Origin of the sequence: Qipengyuania sp. ABI-127-1 (assembly GCA_022953095.1) — a bacterium.
GTDB lineage: Bacteria > Pseudomonadota > Alphaproteobacteria > Sphingomonadales > Sphingomonadaceae > Qipengyuania.
Genome location: JALJCR010000002.1, coordinates 185,549 through 202,681, shown reverse-complemented (window position 1 = coordinate 202,681; position 17,133 = coordinate 185,549). Strand labels below are relative to the sequence as shown.

At 63.9% G+C, this 17,133-nt stretch carries 19 protein-coding genes; 6 read left to right on the top strand and 13 right to left on the bottom strand.

Annotated features, from left to right (window positions below; translation table 11 throughout):
• Positions 1-15: 15 nt before the first annotated feature.
• The 10 genes from MUY37_RS10405 to MUY37_RS10360 all read right to left on the bottom strand — a co-directional run bounded on the left by MUY37_RS10405 (position 16) and on the right by MUY37_RS10360 (position 9,780).
• Positions 16-1,482 carry a UDP-N-acetylmuramoyl-tripeptide--D-alanyl-D-alanine ligase gene (locus MUY37_RS10405; RefSeq protein WP_499195305.1) on the bottom strand — a complete coding sequence of 489 codons (1,467 nt, stop codon included), beginning with the start codon at positions 1,480-1,482 and terminating at the stop codon, positions 16-18.
• Positions 1,479-2,951, bottom strand: coding sequence for a UDP-N-acetylmuramoyl-L-alanyl-D-glutamate--2,6-diaminopimelate ligase (locus MUY37_RS10400; protein ID WP_499195304.1), 1,473 nt, complete (start codon positions 2,949-2,951; stop codon positions 1,479-1,481). Before MUY37_RS10400 ends, MUY37_RS10405 begins: the two co-directional genes overlap by 4 nt.
• Positions 2,948-4,651: a peptidoglycan D,D-transpeptidase FtsI family protein gene (locus MUY37_RS10395; protein WP_499195711.1), complete on the bottom strand. Its 1,704-nt coding sequence runs from the start codon at positions 4,649-4,651 to the stop codon at positions 2,948-2,950. The genes MUY37_RS10400 and MUY37_RS10395 overlap by 4 nt, the downstream gene beginning before the upstream one ends.
• Before the next feature lie 62 nt (positions 4,652-4,713).
• Positions 4,714-5,223 carry a hypothetical protein gene (locus MUY37_RS10390; protein ID WP_499195303.1) on the bottom strand — a complete coding sequence of 170 codons (510 nt, stop codon included), beginning with the start codon at positions 5,221-5,223 and terminating at the stop codon, positions 4,714-4,716.
• Positions 5,220-6,158 carry a 16S rRNA (cytosine(1402)-N(4))-methyltransferase RsmH gene (rsmH, locus tag MUY37_RS10385; RefSeq protein WP_499195302.1) on the bottom strand — a complete coding sequence of 313 codons (939 nt, stop codon included), beginning with the start codon at positions 6,156-6,158 and terminating at the stop codon, positions 5,220-5,222. Before rsmH ends, MUY37_RS10390 begins: the two co-directional genes overlap by 4 nt.
• Positions 6,155-6,640: a division/cell wall cluster transcriptional repressor MraZ gene (locus MUY37_RS10380; protein ID WP_499195710.1), complete on the bottom strand. Its 486-nt coding sequence runs from the start codon at positions 6,638-6,640 to the stop codon at positions 6,155-6,157. Before MUY37_RS10380 ends, rsmH begins: the two co-directional genes overlap by 4 nt.
• A 347-nt stretch (positions 6,641-6,987) precedes the next feature.
• Positions 6,988-7,779 carry a motility-associated ABC transporter substrate-binding family protein gene (locus tag MUY37_RS10375; protein WP_499195301.1) on the bottom strand — a complete coding sequence of 264 codons (792 nt, stop codon included), beginning with the start codon at positions 7,777-7,779 and terminating at the stop codon, positions 6,988-6,990.
• Entirely contained in the window at positions 7,757-8,125 is a 369-nt protein-coding gene (locus tag MUY37_RS10370; protein ID WP_499195300.1) for a hypothetical protein, read from the bottom strand. The genes MUY37_RS10375 and MUY37_RS10370 overlap by 23 nt, the downstream gene beginning before the upstream one ends.
• 25 nt (positions 8,126-8,150) lie before the next feature.
• Entirely contained in the window at positions 8,151-9,167 is a 1,017-nt protein-coding gene (locus MUY37_RS10365) for a cysteine synthase A (protein ID WP_499195299.1), read from the bottom strand.
• Between the two features lie 295 nt (positions 9,168-9,462).
• Positions 9,463-9,780, bottom strand: coding sequence for a 2Fe-2S iron-sulfur cluster-binding protein (locus MUY37_RS10360; protein ID WP_115416185.1), 318 nt, complete (start codon positions 9,778-9,780; stop codon positions 9,463-9,465).
• 90 nt (positions 9,781-9,870) lie between these two features.
• On the opposite strand from MUY37_RS10360, the gene MUY37_RS10355 reads away from it, so the two are divergent.
• The 3 genes from MUY37_RS10355 to MUY37_RS10345 are packed head-to-tail and all read left to right on the top strand — an operon-like array spanning position 9,871 to position 12,384.
• Positions 9,871-10,488: a DNA-3-methyladenine glycosylase family protein gene (locus MUY37_RS10355; protein WP_499195298.1), complete on the top strand. Its 618-nt coding sequence runs from the start codon at positions 9,871-9,873 to the stop codon at positions 10,486-10,488.
• Positions 10,489-10,510: 22 nt separating this feature from the next.
• Positions 10,511-11,317: an SDR family oxidoreductase gene (locus MUY37_RS10350; protein ID WP_499195297.1), complete on the top strand. Its 807-nt coding sequence runs from the start codon at positions 10,511-10,513 to the stop codon at positions 11,315-11,317.
• A gap of 20 nt (positions 11,318-11,337) precedes the next feature.
• Positions 11,338-12,384 (top strand): alpha/beta hydrolase, encoded by a 1,047-nt coding sequence (locus tag MUY37_RS10345; protein ID WP_499195296.1) that lies wholly within the window; start codon positions 11,338-11,340, stop codon positions 12,382-12,384.
• Here MUY37_RS10345 and MUY37_RS10340 read toward each other — a convergent pair.
• The gene (locus MUY37_RS10340; protein ID WP_499195295.1) at positions 12,373-12,666 is read right to left on the bottom strand and encodes a 4a-hydroxytetrahydrobiopterin dehydratase; all 294 of its coding nucleotides are present in this window, start codon (positions 12,664-12,666) and stop codon (positions 12,373-12,375) included. The two genes, MUY37_RS10345 and MUY37_RS10340, sit on opposite strands and share 12 nt — an antisense overlap.
• Positions 12,667-12,723: 57 nt before the next feature.
• Between MUY37_RS10340 and ccmA the strand changes: the two genes are divergently transcribed.
• Positions 12,724-13,305: a heme ABC exporter ATP-binding protein CcmA gene (ccmA, locus tag MUY37_RS10335; protein WP_499195294.1), complete on the top strand. Its 582-nt coding sequence runs from the start codon at positions 12,724-12,726 to the stop codon at positions 13,303-13,305.
• Complete coding sequence (locus MUY37_RS10330) at positions 13,302-13,955, top strand: heme exporter protein CcmB (RefSeq protein WP_499195293.1); 654 nt, start codon at positions 13,302-13,304, stop codon at positions 13,953-13,955. The genes ccmA and MUY37_RS10330 overlap by 4 nt, the downstream gene beginning before the upstream one ends.
• 33 nt (positions 13,956-13,988) lie before the next feature.
• On the opposite strand, the gene map is transcribed toward MUY37_RS10330, so the two are convergent.
• Positions 13,989-14,816 carry a type I methionyl aminopeptidase gene (gene map / locus MUY37_RS10325; RefSeq protein ID WP_499195292.1) on the bottom strand — a complete coding sequence of 276 codons (828 nt, stop codon included), beginning with the start codon at positions 14,814-14,816 and terminating at the stop codon, positions 13,989-13,991.
• Positions 14,817-14,856: 40 nt separating this feature from the next.
• Positions 14,857-15,675, bottom strand: a complete 819-nt coding sequence (locus MUY37_RS10320) for a DUF4163 domain-containing protein (protein WP_499195291.1) — start codon at positions 15,673-15,675, stop codon at positions 14,857-14,859.
• 46 nt (positions 15,676-15,721) lie between these two features.
• Between MUY37_RS10320 and MUY37_RS10315 the strand changes: the two genes are divergently transcribed.
• On the top strand, positions 15,722-17,122 hold the full coding sequence (locus MUY37_RS10315; protein WP_499195290.1) for a leucyl aminopeptidase family protein: 1,401 nt from the start codon (positions 15,722-15,724) through the stop codon (positions 17,120-17,122).
• Positions 17,123-17,133 lie beyond the last annotated feature (11 nt).

The following is a 17,133-nucleotide window of genomic DNA, read 5'->3' as shown; positions in this document are numbered from 1 at the left end:
AAGCCTCTCGTCGCGTCAGCCGACGCGGGTGAAATGATCCACGAGCCGGCCGAGACCGACCGAGTTGGAGCCCTTGACCAGAATGGCATCGCCCGCGACGACACCGAAGTCCTCGAGCAGCTCGATCGCCTCGTCGGCACTATCGCAATGCGCGTAGGCAAGCGGCTTGCCAAGCGCGGTGTTCTGCGGTTTCCCCAATTCCTGCGCGAGCACGCGCATCTCGTCGCCAACCAGCAACGCGTAATCGACATCGGCTTCGATGATTGGCTCGGCCAGGGCGGCGTGGAACTTGGGAGCGAAATCGCCCAGTTCCTTCATCGCACCGAGCACGGCAATGCGCCGGGTCGAAGGCGTTTGGGCCAGTTGCGCCAGCGTGGCGCGCATGCTGGCGGGATTGGCATTGTAACTTTCGTCGATCAACTGCGCCTTTCCGCCGGGAGCGTCAATGCCATGGCGCGCGCCGCGCCCCTTGAGGCCGCCCATTTCGGCAAGTGCGAGACCGGCCGCCGCCATATCGCCGCCCGCCGCGCACACCGCCGCCATGACCGCCAGCGAGTTCACCACCCAGTGATCGCCGGGTTCGGCAACGGTGTAGCACAGCCGTCCTTCGGGGAATTCGCAGGTCACGAGGCTGCCGCCATTGGCGCTGGGAATCGCGTCGAGCAGGCGCATGTCGGCAAAGCGCGCCCTGCCGAAGCTGACGACCCGCGCCCCCACCCGCAGGGCCGCGAGCCTGAGCTGTTCGTAGTGAGGGGTATCGGCGGGGATCACGGCAACGCCACCCGGCTCCAGCCCGGCGAAGATTTCCGCCTTGGCGTCGGCTATCGCCTCCATGCTGCCGAGGTTCTCGATATGCGCCGGGGCGATGGTGGTGATGACCGCGACATGGGGGCGTACCTGCGTCGTGAGCCCCTCGATCTCGCCTGCATGATTCATGCCCATCTCGAAGACGCCGAAGCGACTGCGCGCGGGCATGCGGGCTAGGCTCAGCGGCACGCCGACATGGTTGTTGTAGCTGCGGGTCGAACGGTGCGCCGCACCGCGGCTGGCGCGTTCGAGGCTGGCGAAAATCGCTTCCTTGACACCGGTTTTGCCCACCGATCCGGTCACGCCGATGATTGTCGCTTCGGCGCGACTGCGGGCCGCGCGCGCCAACGCCTCGAGTGCCTCGCTGGTGTCTTGGACGAGAATGTGCGGCCATTCGACCGGGCGGTCGACGATTGCCCCGGCAGCGCCATTGGCGAAAGCCTTGTCGAGAAAGCGATGGCCATCCATCGCCTCGCCCTTGAGAGCGACGAACAGATCGCCATTGACCACGTCGCGGCTATCCATTTCGACACCGGCAACCTGGAAATCATGGCTGGCGGTGCCGCCCACCGCTTCGGCGATGCTCTTCGCATCCCACAGCGTCAGCGGCAGCCGGTCGCGCGGATCGGCGGGCCATTCGACATAGGCCGGATGGCGCAGGATCGCCGCGCTCATGCGGCACCTCCGGCTATTTCAGCAGCGCATTCGCGCGCGACGTCGACGTCGTCGAAGGGCAACACCCGCATGTTTTCTCCCGATCCGATGATCTGACCCGTTTCATGTCCTTTGCCGGCGACGAGGACGATATCGTCCGCGCCCGCTTCGGCGATGGCTGCGAGGATGGCTTCGCGACGTCCGCCAACTTCGCGCGCCTGCGGCGCTCCGGCAAGCACCTGGCGGCGGATTTCCGCAGGATCTTCGCCGCGCGGATTGTCGTCGGTAACGACAACCACATCGCTGGCCTTGGCGGCAGCCTCACCCATGGGGGCGCGCTTGCCATGATCGCGGTCGCCGCCCGCACCGAACACTGTGATCAGTCTGCCATCGACATGCGGACGCAGCGCCGCGATCGCTGCTTCGAGCGCGTCGGGCGTGTGGGCATAATCGACATAGACCGGAGCCCCCGAAGGCGCGATCACCGCGCGTTCGAGCCTTCCGCGCACTGGCTGCAAACGGGCAACCGCATCCCATACCAGCCCGGCATCGACACCCGTCGCCAAGGCAAGACCGGCAGCCGTGAGAGCGTTGGAAACCTGATAGGCACCGATCAGCGGCAGGTTGATGGTCCGGCTCTTGCCGTCATGTTCGACCGTCAGCGACTGGCCGAGTTGAGTTGGCTCGCGCTTGGTCAGGCGGATTGCCTCGCCCTGCTCGCCCACGGTCATGATGGCCAGTCCGCGCTTTGACGCATGTTCGACCGCACGCGCGTTCCAGCCGCTTTCGCCCGAGCCCATCCACACGACCGCAGTTGCGCCGTCGGATACGACTTCGTCGAACAGCCGCATCTTGGCCGCGAAATATTCTTCCATGTCGGCATGATAGTCGAGATGGTCGCGGCTGAAATTGGTGAAACCGGCAGCCTCCACCGCCACACCCTCATTGCGATATTGCGAAAGGCCGTGGCTCGAAGCCTCATAGGCCACATGGGTCACGCCTTCGCGCGCCAGCCCGCTGAGGTTCGACAGGAAGGTGACGATGTCGGGCGTGGTCAGCCCGGTCGAGACGCTTTCATCCGGCGTGGTCACGCCCAGCGTCCCGATACTTGCTGCGCGCTCGCCCGCCATGCGCCAGATCTGCCGCGTCATTTCGACGGTGGAGGTCTTGCCGTTGGTCCCCGTGACGGCGACGATATGATCCGGCACCGGCGTGAAATATCGAGCAGCCAAAGCGGCGAAAGCGCGGCGCGGCGTATCGTCGGCGATATGGATAGCACCTTCGACCTTCGCACCGGGCCGGGCGACCACCGCGACTGCGCCGCTCTCGATCGCGGCGTCGATGAAGTCCTCGCCATTGACCTGCGAGCCCTGAAAGGCTCCGAACACCGTACCGGGCGCAACCTTGCGGTTGTCGATCGCGAAACCGGTCACGTTGATATCGGCATCGCAGGGATATCCCGCTGCGACGCAGAGCTTGGCAAGCTTCACTTGTTCGCCTCCGGGATCAGCGGTTTGATATCGGAAATATCGACGTCGCGCGTATCGTCGGGGCGCACGCCGATAAGCGGGCCGATGCGCGGAACCAGGCGGCCCACAATGGGCGCCGCGTTCCAGGCGGCGGTCCGCTGGTAGGAACTGGCCAGGGTGCCGCGCGGTTCGTCGAGCATGGCGATAACGACGTAGCGCGGCCGATCCATCGGAAAGGCCGCGGCGAAGGTCGAAACCAGTGCCGTTCGCCGATAACCCGCCTTGCCGCCGGGCTTTTCCGCCGATCCGGTCTTGCCCCCCACGCGATAGCCGGGCGCATTGGCGTTCTTGCCGGTACCGTAGATCGAGATCGCCCGCAAAATCTGCCGCATCCGGCTCGACGTCGAGGCCTTGAACACGCGGCGGCCCTTGGGCGCCTCGCCGGGGCCGAGTTTTTTGAGCGTAGCGGGCCGCCAGATGCCGCCATTGACCATTGCCGCGTAGGCGCTGGCGAGGTGCAGCGGGGTGACCGCGATCCCGTGACCGTAGCCGACCGTCATCGAGCGCAGGCGCGGCCATTTTTCACCCGGCCAGATCGGGAAACCCTTGGCCGGAAGCTCGATATAGGGTCGCTCGTTCATTCCGAGATCGATCATGGTGCGGCGCATCCGTTCTGGGCCCAGTTCGTCGACGACGCGGGCAGTAACGGTGTTGGAGGAATGGATCAGCGTTTCGACCACGTTGAGGTCGTCGCCCATGTCGTGGCTGTCGCGAATGCTGAAGCGGCCGACCTTGACCGGGCTGGCATCCCAGCGGCGTCCGAGATTGCGGACTACGCCTGCATCGATCGCCGCGGCAACCGACAGCGGCTTGAAGGTCGAACCGAGTTCATAGACCTGGTTGGTCACGCGGTTGAACATCAGGCTCTGGCCGCGCGCGTCGATCTTGTTGGGATCGAATTCGGGCAGCGATGCCAGCGCGAGCACCTCGCCAGTATCGACATCCAGCACGATTCCGGCCCCGCCCTGCGCCTGAACCAGCTTCATACCGCGGCGCAACTCGTCTTCCAGCGCGCCCTGGACGCGCGAATCGATCGACAGCGCCACCGGCGTGCCGCGGGTTGCCGGATTGGACAGCTGCGCATCGAGCACCTGCTCCATCCCCACCCGTCCCTTGCCATCGGCGGCGACATAGCCGAGGACGTGGGCGGCCATTGACCCTTGCGGGTAGTGACGATCGTTCTCCATCGGCATTTCGAGCGCGAGCTCGCCGATTTCCTGAACGCGATTGGCTTCTTCCGGCAGAACCCGGCGGCGAATGTAGCCCTGCTCGCCCGAAGCGAGCTGGGCGACAACCTTCTTCTCGTCGAGATCGGGAAAGATCGTCTTCAGCTTGGCCGCAACGGTGCCGGGATCGCGCACCAGAGGGGCGCCCTCCTCACCCAGCGCCTTGGGATTGAACCACAAGGCATAGGCCGGGAATGCACGTGCGAGCGGTACGCCGTTGCGATCGGTGATTTCACCGCGCGGCGGGAGCAATGCCTCTTCCAGAGAGGTACCGCGCATACCGTGATCAGACATGCCGAGATAGCCGATCCGCACCAGCGCCATCAGCGCCACGAAGGCGAACCCCAGCGCAATCCAGAGCACACGCCAGCGCGCGAGCGTGAGCGAGTGATGGCGGATGGTAACAAGCTGGACCCGGCCCGAGGCGACCGCCATGCTCACCGCCCCCTGCCCGCTCCTGCCCGCAGCCACGGCGGGGCCGAAGCCGGAGAAAGCGTTCACTGGCTCACCTCCGCGACCGTGGCGATGCCGACTGCCGGGCTCGCAAGGCGCTCTGCGAGACCGCCTGCCGCAGCAAGCTCCCGGAGCTCGGGACGCTGGCCTTCGGCTCCCGCATCACCATCCTCGATCCACTCGGCGAACAGGCCCTCGCTTTCCGGTTCGGGGCGGCTGAGCGCGACGCGCACCGGTGTCGGCGCGTCGATACCCCGCGGAGCGCCTAATACGGCAAGCTGGCGCTCGCTTTCGAGATACTGATCCGCGCGCGGCGCAGAATAGCCGAACTCGACGGCATTCCAGTCGGACAGTTGCTGCTGGCTGGCGCGCGTCTCGAATTCGGTTTCGAGCATGAGCTTGGCACGCTGCGCGGCAATGATCTGGCGTTCGGCCAGACGCACATCGCTCTTCACCGCATTGACCTTGAAGGTCAGCGCGAGGAGCAGCGCGAAACACACGCCGAGGACCAGTGCCCAGCCGATCTGCCTGATGCGCGACCCGCCGACCATCATGCTGCCTCCCGCGCAGGCGTCGCCGTGCGCGTTGCATAGCGCAGAACCGAGGAACGCGAACGCGGGTTGCGCTCGATTTCTGCATCTGTCGGCTTTATCGCTTTGGAGACCCTCGAAAAAACCGGATCGTCCTGCGCAACCATAGGGACATGACGCGAGGCGCTCGGGGTTGAGGACGCCTCGCGCAGGTAGCGCTTGACGATCCGGTCTTCGAGGCTGTGGAAGCTGACCACCGCAAGGCGGCCCCCTTCGCACAGCAGGTGTTCGGCAGCCGACAATCCTTGGGACAGTTCGTCGAGCTCGCCGTTCACGTGAATTCTGATGGCCTGGAAAGTGCGGGTAGCCGGGTCTTTCTTGTCATGCGGCTTGTGACCCAAGGCCTTGCGTACCACGCGGGCCAGTTCGCCGGTCGTCTCCAGCGGGCGCGCAGCAACGATCGCGCGCGCAACACGGCGCGACTGGCGCTCCTCGCCATAGGTATAGAGGATATCGGCGATGGCCGACTCGTCGGCGGTGTTGAGAAAATCGGCGGCGCTTTGGCCGTCCTGGCTCATCCGCATGTCGAGCGGGCCATCGGCGGAGAAGGCAAAACCGCGATGCGCTTGGTCGAGCTGCATCGAGGATACGCCGATATCCATCACCACGCCATCGACCTTAGCGACACCGCTCGATGTCATGACGTCGAGCATCTCCGAAAAGCGGTGCGGATGAAGAATGAGGCGCGGGGGATTGTCCCCCGTTTCGCGCCAGGTGCGGCCCAGGGCAATTGCGTCGGGATCCCGGTCGAAGGCATGGACGGTCGCGCCGCGATCCAGCAGCGCACGGGTGTAGCCGCCCGCGCCGAAGGTCGCGTCGATCACGACGTCGCCCGGCAGCGGATCGAGCGCCTCGATCACTTCGTCGAGCAGGACGGGGATGTGCGGGGCGCCGGTCATTTGCCTTTCGCCTTTGCGTCGGCAAGGAAGCTCTCGCAGGCCGCCTTGGCACCCGCCCAATCGTCGCTCATCTTGCCGAGTTCATCCGGGTTCCACAGGGTGAAGAAGCGGCCGCCGCCCTGGAAATAGAGACCGCCCTCGATCTGGCCGAGCGTGCGCAGATGGTCGGGCATGACGAACCGCCCGCTATCGTCGAAAGGCATTTCCTGAAAACCGAAGAGCTGGCTGGAGCGGGTATCGCGATCGAAGTCTTTCCCGAGGCGAACCGCCATTTCCTCTTCGCGGTCGAGCTGGGCTTCGAGTTCGGGCTTACGGGACAGACCGAAGCCAACCAGACAGGTCCATGTCGGATGCTTCATCAGGCACAGAACGCGCCCGTCGCTGCTTTCCTTGACCGCTTTGCGGAAGAGGGGCGGAAGCACGAAGCGACCCTTGTCGCCCGCGGGCGAATAGGCCTGTCCGCTATACCCTCCGAAAGACACTGTACCCAAACCCCGAAATCGGTTTTTCTTACCTCCCCAGCAGACAAGACTTCTCCGCACCCGCCCGAGCATGCGGGCGAGCCGCCCAGCCTGCGGGCCGGGCGCGCATAGACAGTGCTTGTCCGATGTGGTCCGGGTTTACCGCGAGAGAGGTGGGGATGGAAGGGAAAATTGCGGGATTTTACGGGAAAAGCTGACAAGACTCTGATTTGCATAGCTATTTTTCCTGCCGACATTCTTGAACACCCTACCAATTCCTTAACGAAAGGTTTGGAAAAGCGCGTGTTTTCAAGGAATCGGTCAAGTGTTCGGGACGGGCCGCCGGGCTTCGCCCGCAATTTCCCGTCTCAGGCCGCGTCGGCGGTTTCATCCGGCTGCGCGAGGTCGCGCTGTTCATCCACCAGTGGCTGGAGAAGATGCCAGAGCGCGTCCCTGCGTGCCGAAGGAACCGGGTCGCCCCCCTCCCAATCGAGCACGGCGGCATCGGCGTAAAGGACCGCCGACCCTCGCCCGCGCACGCACCGGGCGAACAGCGCGTCTCCCATAGGCTGGCACGCCCGATCCGCCGTCCCGGTATCCTTGCGGATGAATCGGCCGCGCAAATTCACCGGAAAGCCCCGGCCATCGACTTCGACCATTCTCTCGCCGCCAGGCTGATCCTCGTCGAATTGCAGCTCCACGCCCCAGCGTGACAAGATCGGCGAAAGCAGAACCACATCCTGCGGCCTGCGCCGGTCTCCGATCGGATAGCGCGTGTGCCGGGTCAGCATCGGATCGGCGAGGATCACTGCCTTTCCGCCTTCTGCCACCCATCGGTCGAACGCAACGTTTTCCGACGGCGCAAGCGGTCTGGGCTGCGCCAGGATTACGCGGTCCAGGCCTGCCAGCGCGTCTTGCTCGAGTGTATCGAGGGGAACCAGTTCAAAGCGCGTTTCGAGTTCCGCGCGCACCCAGTCGGATTTTCCTTCACCATCGATGAAAGTACCGATTTCGCCCTCGCCCCAGTAAAGCGGTATGCTCGTGAAAAGGCCCAAGCGGGGTTTGGACGGATCTTCGCGATCGGCCTGCCCTGCCGAACAGGCAGCAGCCAGCAGCGCGAGAAAGGACAGCAGCGCCCTAGTTCTGAGCCGCTGGAACATCGTCTTCGGTCTGCGGGCCGGATGTGGGAATGGCGGTGGCGGTTACATCCGGCTCTACCGGCAGATCGGGCACCACCCCTGCCTCGACCAGCGGATCGTTCTGCGGAGCGGCCTGCGTCGGTTCGGTCGTCGGCGCGGCAGCGGGTACGGTGGTCGCGTCGGTTTCGGCCGCGCGGTCCTGAACGATGCTGGCCAGCCCGATCAGCAGGATCATCATGACGATGCCGGTGATGCCGATCTGCAGCCGCTGCACCGTCCGTTCGCGTCGCGCATCGTTGCCTGGCACGTCGGGCAGGTCGCCAACCAGCGGCTTGCGGCTCATATCGAAGAATTGGTGCACGCGCATGAACCTAGGGAGCCCCGCCCATCAGTCAATCGTCGGTTTGCAACCAGTCAAACACCGGCAAGCCCTTCGCCGCCAGCCATTCCGCGTTATAAAGCGTCGAAAGATAGCGAAAACCCGTGTCGCACAGGATCGTCGCGACACGAGGATTCTCGCGCCCCTCGGCGACCAATTTCTTGCCGAGCGCAATCGCTCCGGCAACATTGATGCCGCTGGACAGGCCAAGGCACAGCCCTTCGTCGCGCAGCAGGCGGGCCACCCAATCCAGGCCTTCCTCATCGGAGACGCGGAATTGCGTGTCGATCGGCGCGCCTTCGAGATTGGCGGTGATACGCCCCTGCCCGATACCCTCCGCCACGGAAGATCCTTCCGCCTTCAACTCGCCATGGGCGAAATAGTTATACAGCGCCGCGCCGTGCGGATCGGTCAGCGCGATGGTGACGTTTTCGTCCAGTTCCTTGAGCCCCATCCCGACTCCGGCGATCGTCCCGCCGGTGCCGGCTGCGCAGGTAAAACCGTCGATCCGGCCCTCGAGCTGGTCCCACAGCTCCTTAGCGGTCGTCTCGATATGCGCCTTGCGGTTGGCCGTATTGTCGAACTGGCCCGCCCATATCGCGCCGTCGATCTCGCCAGCCATGCGGCGCGAGACGTGCTGGAAATGGTTGCAGTCGGCATATTTGGTCGGGGGGACAGTGACCAGCTCCGCGCCCAGCGCGCGGATGGTCTGCATTTTTTCCTTCGACTGGTTGTCGGGCATTACGATGATCGTGCGATAGCCCAGCGCATTGGCCACCAGCGCGATGCCGATACCGGTATTGCCGGCCGTGCCTTCGACCACCGTACCGCCGGGCTTCAATTCGCCCCGCTCTTCCGCATCGCGGATAATGTAAAGCGCTGCGCGGTCCTTTACCGAGGCGCCGGGATTGGCGAATTCGCATTTGCCGAAGATATCGCAACCGGCTTCCGCGCTCGGCCCCTCCAGGCGGACGAGCGGCGTATTGCCGATGAGGTCGAGCGTCTGCTCGCGTACGGGAATTGTAGTCATGAATGCGGAGGTAGTGCGCCCCCGATGCGAGCGCAAACTACAAGCGCTTGCAGGGCGGAAAGGGGGATTGAGTGTTTGTTACCTGCGCCCCGAACATCCGCCCGGCCCGTGGATGTTCCATCCCGCGCGCCTGCCGGTGTTCTTGTTGAGTGCGGTCAGGACATCCGTCCCGACCTTGCTGTTCCAGCCCGCCCCTCCCGGCCACCCATGGAGTACCATGCCTTGGGTGGCCGGGAGGGGGAGCGAGATGGGACAGGGCGCAGCGCCTGACGCAGTCAGGCGCGAACAGACGCCATTAGTCCTCCGGTGCGATCGTAACCTTCAAGCCGTCCAGTTCCGCCGTAAACGGGATCTGACATGACAGGCGCGACGTAGCTACGCGGTGGTCGGTCGATTCCAGCAGATCGTCCTCATCCTCGCTCATTTCGGGGAGCTTGTCGGCAAAACCCGCATCGACGTGGACGTGACAGGTCGCGCAGGAACAGCAGCCACCGCATAATGCGAGGAGTTCGTCGAAGCCGTTGTCGCGGATCGCTTCCATAACGGTCAGGCCGTCGGCGACATCGATTTCGCTGGTTTCGCCTTCGCGGGTGGTCACGATCAGTTTGGGCATTACGTCTATCCTCGGTTGCAAAGGGCCACTGGCCCAACCTATGCGTGGCGCTGCTATTCAATCGCGACGGGGAAGGCAAGTTCACTCGCCATGGGGCTAACCAATGCACAATTGCGCGAGCATCTGAATATTGTCGCTGCGGGCGACGCGGTGGTGGCCGCAGCGATCAAGCGTTGCGGCTATCCCGAAGAACGCATCCGTCCGATCGGCTACAAGACTTTGCTGCGTACGATTGTGGGCCAACAGGTCAGCGTGGCGGCGGCCGCATCGGTCTGGAACAAGCTCGAAGCAGAGCTGGGCGAAGACATGCCCGCGCGGGAATTACTTTCGAGAGATTTCAACACCTTAAGGGCGTGCGGGCTGTCGCGGCAGAAACAGGGCTATGCGCGATCGCTATGCGAACTCATCGCCAATGAGGAAATATGCCTCGAAGATCTGCCGGCAGACGACGAAGAAGCGATTGCGGAATTGACCAGGATCAAGGGGATCGGGCGCTGGTCGGCGGAGATATATCTGTTGTTCGCCGAAGGCCGTCCGGACATCTGGCCCGCAGGCGATTTGGCCGTTCAGGAAGCGGTCGGTCGGCTTCTCGCCCTGCCGGAGCGACCGAGCGAGAAGCAAACGCGAGCCCTAGGCGAGCAATGGCGGCCCCATCGCGGCGCGATGGCCATCTTCACCTGGCACACATACAACAACGCGGCGCTGTAGAGCCGCTGGAGGGAGAGAAAACATGAGCGATCGCAAAGCGATTTTCATCACTGGCGGCGGTTCGGGGATCGGGCAGGCGGTCGCGCGCTATTTCGGCGCGCGCGGATGGTTCGTCGGCCTTGGCGACATCGACAAGGCGGGCATGCGCGAAACCGAAGAGCAGATCGGCAACGGCTTCGTTTATTCGCATGTCTTCGATGTCCGCGACCGCGCGACCTGGGACGAAGCGCTCGAAGCCTTCTCGGTTGCGACCGGCGGCAGGATCGACGTGGTGTTCAACAATGCCGGGATTCCGCTTGGCGGATCGCTGCTGGAAAACAGCACCGAAGAGATCGAGCGCTGCCTCGACATCAATCTCAAAGGGGTTTTGTTCGGTGCGCAGGCGGCGCATCCGCACCTCAAGAAAACCGCGCCCGGTTCCTGTCTGCTCAACACCGCGAGCGCGGCGGGCATTTATGGCACGCCGGGCGCCAGCGTCTATTCCGCGACCAAGTTCGGCGTGCGCGCGATCACCGAAAGCCTCGATGGCGAATGGGCCGAGGATGGTATCAACGTCCGCTCGTTGATGCCGAGTTTCATCGACACCCCGCTGCTCGACCACAACCCCAACGCGCGCAGCAACGAAGGCATTCGCCAGCGGGTGCGGGACGCGGGACTGGAGATAACGCCGGTCGAGGAAGTCGCTGCCGCGGCCTGGGCTGCAGTCCATGGCGAAAAGCTCCACACCACTGTTGGCAAAACCGCGAAGACCATGGCCTTCGCCGCGCGCTGGCTGCCCGGCCGGGTTCGCAAGCAGACGCGTTCTTCGTTCCGCCCGCTGGGCCAGTAACGCCTTTCGGAGCCATATACATGCGATTGCTTTCCGTTTTCGGCGCTGCCGCTGCGCTGGCGCTCGCCTTACCCGCCTCCGCGCAGCTCACCGGTGGCGAGCCGCTCACGGTCGCCACGACCTATACGGTCGAAACCGGCGTTCTGGACGGGGAAAGCCGCAAGATAACTGTGCGAATTCCGACCGGATACGAGAAAGAGCCGGAAAGGCGCTATCCGGTGGTGTATCTTCTCGACGGCGGGCCGGACCAGGATTTCGAGCACATTGCCGGCATCGCGCAGAGCCGCGATATGAATTGGTCGTTCGAACCGTTCATCCTCGTCGGCATCGAAAGCGTGAACCGCCGTCAGGAATTGTCGCCGCCGGTTGCCGATCCGAAGCCCTATGAGGAATTTCTGCGGGCCACGCCCGGCGGATCGCCCAGTTATCGCCGTTTCCTGCGCGAAGAGCTGAAGCCGCTGGTCGAGGCGAGTTTCCGCACCAGTGGGCGCGACGCGATCATGGGAGAATCGCTTGCCGCGCTGTTCGTGGTGGAAACCCTGCTCGAGGAACCGACACTGTTCGACGATTACATCGCCATCTCGCCCAGCATGTGGTGGGAGCAGATGAAATACGGCAAGCAAGCTGCCCAGTATTTCTCGCAGCACCCGGAGGGAGAGCGTCGCCTCTATCTCACCACCGCCAATGAAGGCGACTGGCACCGCGAGGGGACCGAACGGCTGGTCGATGCGCTGCGCGCGTCGGCGCCCGACGGCCTTGCCTGGACATTCGTCGATGCGGGTGAGAGCGAAACGCACGGAACGCTTTACCATCCGATGGCGCTCGATGCGTTCCGCCTGCTCTTCGCCGCGCCGCAGCGCGAATATAAGAGTTATCCGCTGATCGGAGGACCCGAAGTGGGCGAGCGCACGCCAGAAGAACAGGCGCGCGCCGACACCGAATGTACCCGGGAGAACAGCCGCTGGACGACACCCGGCGCCGCCGCACAGGGCCGCGCCCGCCTGTATTACGAATGCCTGCTCTACGATCTCGGGCCGCGCCCGCGCGAGGGGACGCTAGGCCAGTAATGCGTCGATCTTGCGCGCCATCTTGACGTCGCGTCGGCTCAGCCCATCCGCATCATGCGTGGTGAGCGTGATTTCGACGCGGTTATAGACGTTGAACCATTCGGGATGATGGTCGCGCGTTTCGGCAATCATCGCAACGCGAGTCATGAAGGCGAAAGCTTCGGAAAAGTCGCCGAACTCGAAGGTGCGTTGGATGGCTTTGCCCTCGCGCGTAAGCGCCCAGCCCTTCAGCCCGCTCAGCCAGCTATCGCGTTCCTCGGCGGTCAATTGCTCGACGGTCATGCGCGCGAATCTCCTCTTCCTTGTCGCTGGGGGCGCTTTTGCCTATCGCCCCTGCCCATGCAAGCTCGCCTCGTCGCCAAGGATATAGCGTGCCGCCGCGGGGAGCGGCTGCTGTTTCGTGCCCTCTCGCTCGAATGCAGGGCGGGGGATGCGTGTCATATCACCGGCGCGAATGGCATAGGCAAATCCAGCCTCATGCGCATCCTTGCCGGTCTCTTGCGACCCTATGTCGGCAAAGTGGATCGCAAGGGCACCATGGGTCTGGTGGACGAACGGCTCGCGCTCGATGCGAACCTTTCACTCGGCAAGGCGCTGGCTTTCTGGCAACGGATCGATGGCTGCCGAGAACCCGGGCGCGCGCTGGAACTGCTCCAGCTTGGACCGTTGATGGATGTGCCGGTACGCTATCTTTCCACAGGCCAGAAGAAACGCGCCGCGCTGGCCCGCCTGCTCAACCGGGGGTGTCCGATCTGGCTGCTGGACGAACCGCTCAACGGACTCGACAGCCAGGCACAGAAAACCTTCGAGGCGCTGATCGAACAGCACTGCGCCGGTGGCGGGATTGCCATCGTTGCCTCACACCAGCATATCGCCCTCCCCTCGCCGAGCCGAGTCGAGCTGGCGGAGTTCGCCGCATGATCGGCACGCTTCTGCGACGAGACCTCGGATTGCTGCTGCCCGGCGGGCGTGGCGGTGGCGGCGTTCTGCCGCTGCTCTTCTTTCTTGCCGTAGCGATGCTTTACCCCTTCGCCGTGGGGCCGGACGCGCAATTGCTCGCCCGTACCGGAGGCGGTGTGATCTGGGTAGCCGCCCTTCTGGCAGCGATTCTCCCGCTCGAGAAACTGGTGTCGGGCGATCTCGAGGCCGGGGTTTTCGATCAGCTGCACCTGCGGGGCATAAGCGAGGAGTTGGTCATGGCCGTGCGCTTGCTGGCGCATTGGCTGGCTTTCGCCCCCTTGCTGCTTCTCGCGACGCTTCCCGCAGCCGGATTACTGGGCCTCGATGGCACCACGACCCGCACGGTTCTGCTCGGCCTGCTTGCCGGAACACCCGGGCTCGCTGCCGTGGGCCTCGCCGTGGCAGCCCTTACCGCAGCCCTGCGCGGAGGAGCGGCCCTGGCCGGTCTGATGGTGATCCCGCTGGCCGTTCCCATTCTGATTTTCGGGGCCGGAGCGCTTTCGACCACCGGCGATGGCGGGATCGCCCTGGCCGCCGCGATCAGCCTGGGCCTGTGCGCGGTGACGCCCTTCGTTGCGGGCGCCGCAATCCGTTCCGTGCGCGAAGGGTGATTGGCGAACGCCCGTCCGCCCGACCACGCTTCTTCAGTATGGCGGCTTGTGCAGCCCTTTGGGGCTCTCGGTAAAGATTTCGACGCCTGTTTCGGTGATGCCGATCGAGTGTTCGAACTGAGCCGACAGCGATTTGTCGCGGGTCACAGCCGTCCAGCCATCGCGCAGAATCTTGGCATGGGGCCGCCCGGCATTGATCATCGGTTCGATGGTGAAGAACATTCCGGCCTTCAGTTCCGGCCCGGTGCCCGCGCGTGCGGCGTGAATCACTTCAGGCGCATCATGGAACAACCGGCCCAAACCGTGACCGCAAAATTCCTGCACCACGCCATAACGGAACTGGCGTGCATGCGCTTCGATCGCGGCGCCGATATCGCCCAGCCGCGCGCCTGGCCTGGAAGCTGCCTCGATCCCGAGCATCAGGCATTCATAGGTGACCTCTACCAGCCGCTTGGCCTTGATCGAGGGTTCGCCGGCAAAGAACATACGGCTGGTATCGCCGTGCCATCCGTCGAGCAGCGGCGTCACGTCGATATTGACGATATCGCCTTCCTTCAACGCCTTGTCCGAAGGGATGCCGTGACAGATCACATGATTGATCGACGTGCAGCAGCTATGCGTGTAACCGCGATAGCCCATGGTTGCAGGCACCGCGCCAGCATCGAGCATCATGGTCCGCGCCTTGTCGTCGATCTCGCCCGTGGTCACGCCCGGCTTCACGAAGCTGGTCAGTTCATCGAGGATTTCGGCCGCCAGGCGACCTGCCTTGCGCATTCCCTCGAAGCCTTCCGGCCCATGGAGCTTGATCGTGCCGTCGCGATAGACGGTCTCGTCCGCGTCGATTACCTGATATTCGGTCATCCCGCCCACATAGGCGCTTTATCCGCCGATTGCGAGATGCCTAACCGCGGACGCTGAAGGCATCCGCATATTCCGGCTTCACCGCGTCGATCACACTGGCTGTCACATCGAAGTCCAGTTCGTAATCGCCCTCGGCATAGGCGCCCGCGACATAGGGTCCGAAATAAACCGAAATGCGATCGAACGTCCTGCCATTGGAAGATCCGATCAAAATGCTGGCTTCGTCGAGCCCGGGGCATTTGTCGAATATGTCGTCGCTGCCCTCCTCGACTTCCATGCCGCGGCGTTTTTCGCGTGCTTTGTTCAAGGTATCGCACAAGCGCTGGCCGATGCCCTGCTCGAGCGCGACGGGCGAAGTGAACAGTTCGATCCCCTTCATTGCCTTTTCCGCCTCGCGGTCCCAGACCAGCGCCTGTACACCATACATGCCGTGCGCTCCGCCGGAATAGGTTGCTAGGTGGCGCGACAGGCTGAGATAGCCGGGAATGTCGGCAACGACTTTCCATTCTACCGAGGTGCTGTGCTGGCGCGGCGTCCATTCCTGTCCTTGCGCCGCGTCCCAGTCTTCATCGGAATCTTTCTTCAATTCTTCGAGCACACCGTCGGCCTTCGTTTGCAGATAGGCCGAGAGCTTCGGTTCGGCGGCTGCCTCGGCGGGCCAGGAATAGGCGAAATCGTATCGCTCCGTCTCCTCCGCGATGGATCGCGCCTCGGCCGTCGCTATCGCGCCTGCGGATGCAAGAGCCTGAGCGTCGCTGCTCTGGGGATCCGCGCCTTCTGCCGTCTCCGCATACTCCGCACGATCGGAGCAGGCCGCACTCGACAGGGCGAGCGAAATCAGGAACAGGGGCGCACGCATCGCGGTTTCCTTTACGAATACGATTATTACAGGGACACGTCCGAATATGGCCGACAACCAACCGCTTATCCAGCCCGACCGGGGCCAGGAGGCGATTTCGATCCACCTCGTCAACCGCGAGGGCTTCCCCGAGTGGATCAAGCAGCTCTCTGCCGGTCAGCGCGCGGCTTTGGAGGCGCAGAGATTCGACGGTAGCGGATATCAGGTCGGCATCGTTCCGGCGAAGGACAATGGGGAAGATGGCTGGTTCGCGGTGGGCGGCGTGGCCAATCCACAGGACCTTTCGAGCTGGTGCATGGCAAAGCTGGCCGAAAGTCTGCCCGAGGGGATCTATCGCCGCGCCGATGGCGAACCCGGACCGGCGCTTCATGGCTGGCAGACCGCCCAATATGTTTTCGACCGGTATAAGAAACCCGAACGACCGGTCGGGCCGCGTGTCCTGCTGACCAAGGAGGTGAGCGCTATCGACAACGCGCTGGCGGAAGCGCGGGCCGTGTGCCTCGTGCGCGATCTTGTGAACACGCCTGCCGAGGACCTGGGGCCTGCTGCGCTGGAGGAGCAATGCGAAAAGCTGGCAAAACAGAATTCGGCCAGCCTGACTGTGACCAAGGGCGATGCCCTGGAGCAGGAATACCCTATGGTCCACGCCGTGGGCCGCGCCGCCGCACGCCATCACGCACCGCGTATCATGCACCTGACCTGGGGCAAGGAAGGCGATCCGGTTCTCGCGATCGTGGGCAAGGGCGTGTGCTTCGACAGCGGCGGGCTGGACGTCAAAAGCTCCTCCGGCATGTTGCTGATGAAAAAGGATATGGGCGGTGCGGCCCATGCGATCGCGCTGGCCGGGCTGGTCATGGATGCGGGGCTGCCCGTGCGGTTGCACCTGCTGGTTCCGGCAGTCGAAAACGCAATCAGCGCGAACAGTTTCCGCCCTGGCGATGTGCTCAGATCCCGTAAGGGGCTGACCGTGGAGATCGGCAATACCGATGCCGAAGGCCGGTTGATTCTGGGCGATGCGCTGCAACGTGCAAGCGAGGAAAAACCCGAACTCATCATCGATTTCGCTACGCTGACCGGGGCGGCGCGCGTAGCGCTCGGCCCGGACTATCCCGCGCTCATGACTCGCGAAGATTCTACCGCCGCGGCGCTTATCAGGGCCGGAAAGGCGCATGACGACGAACCCTGGCGCCTGCCCCTGCCCGATGCCTATCGTGAATGGCTGAATTCCGACATTGCCGATATCCAAAATGCGCACGGGAATTCGTTTGCCGGAGCCAGCGTGGCAGGTCTGTTCCTCGACAAATTCGTGGGCGAAGGGATCGACTGGGCACATTTCGATACCTTCGCCTGGCGCCCGGTCGCCAGGCCCGGTCGCCCCAAGGGCGGGGATGCCTATGGACTGCGTGCCGCCTGGCATATGCTGCGCGATCGTTTCGGGGGAGGCTGAACGGCGTTGCC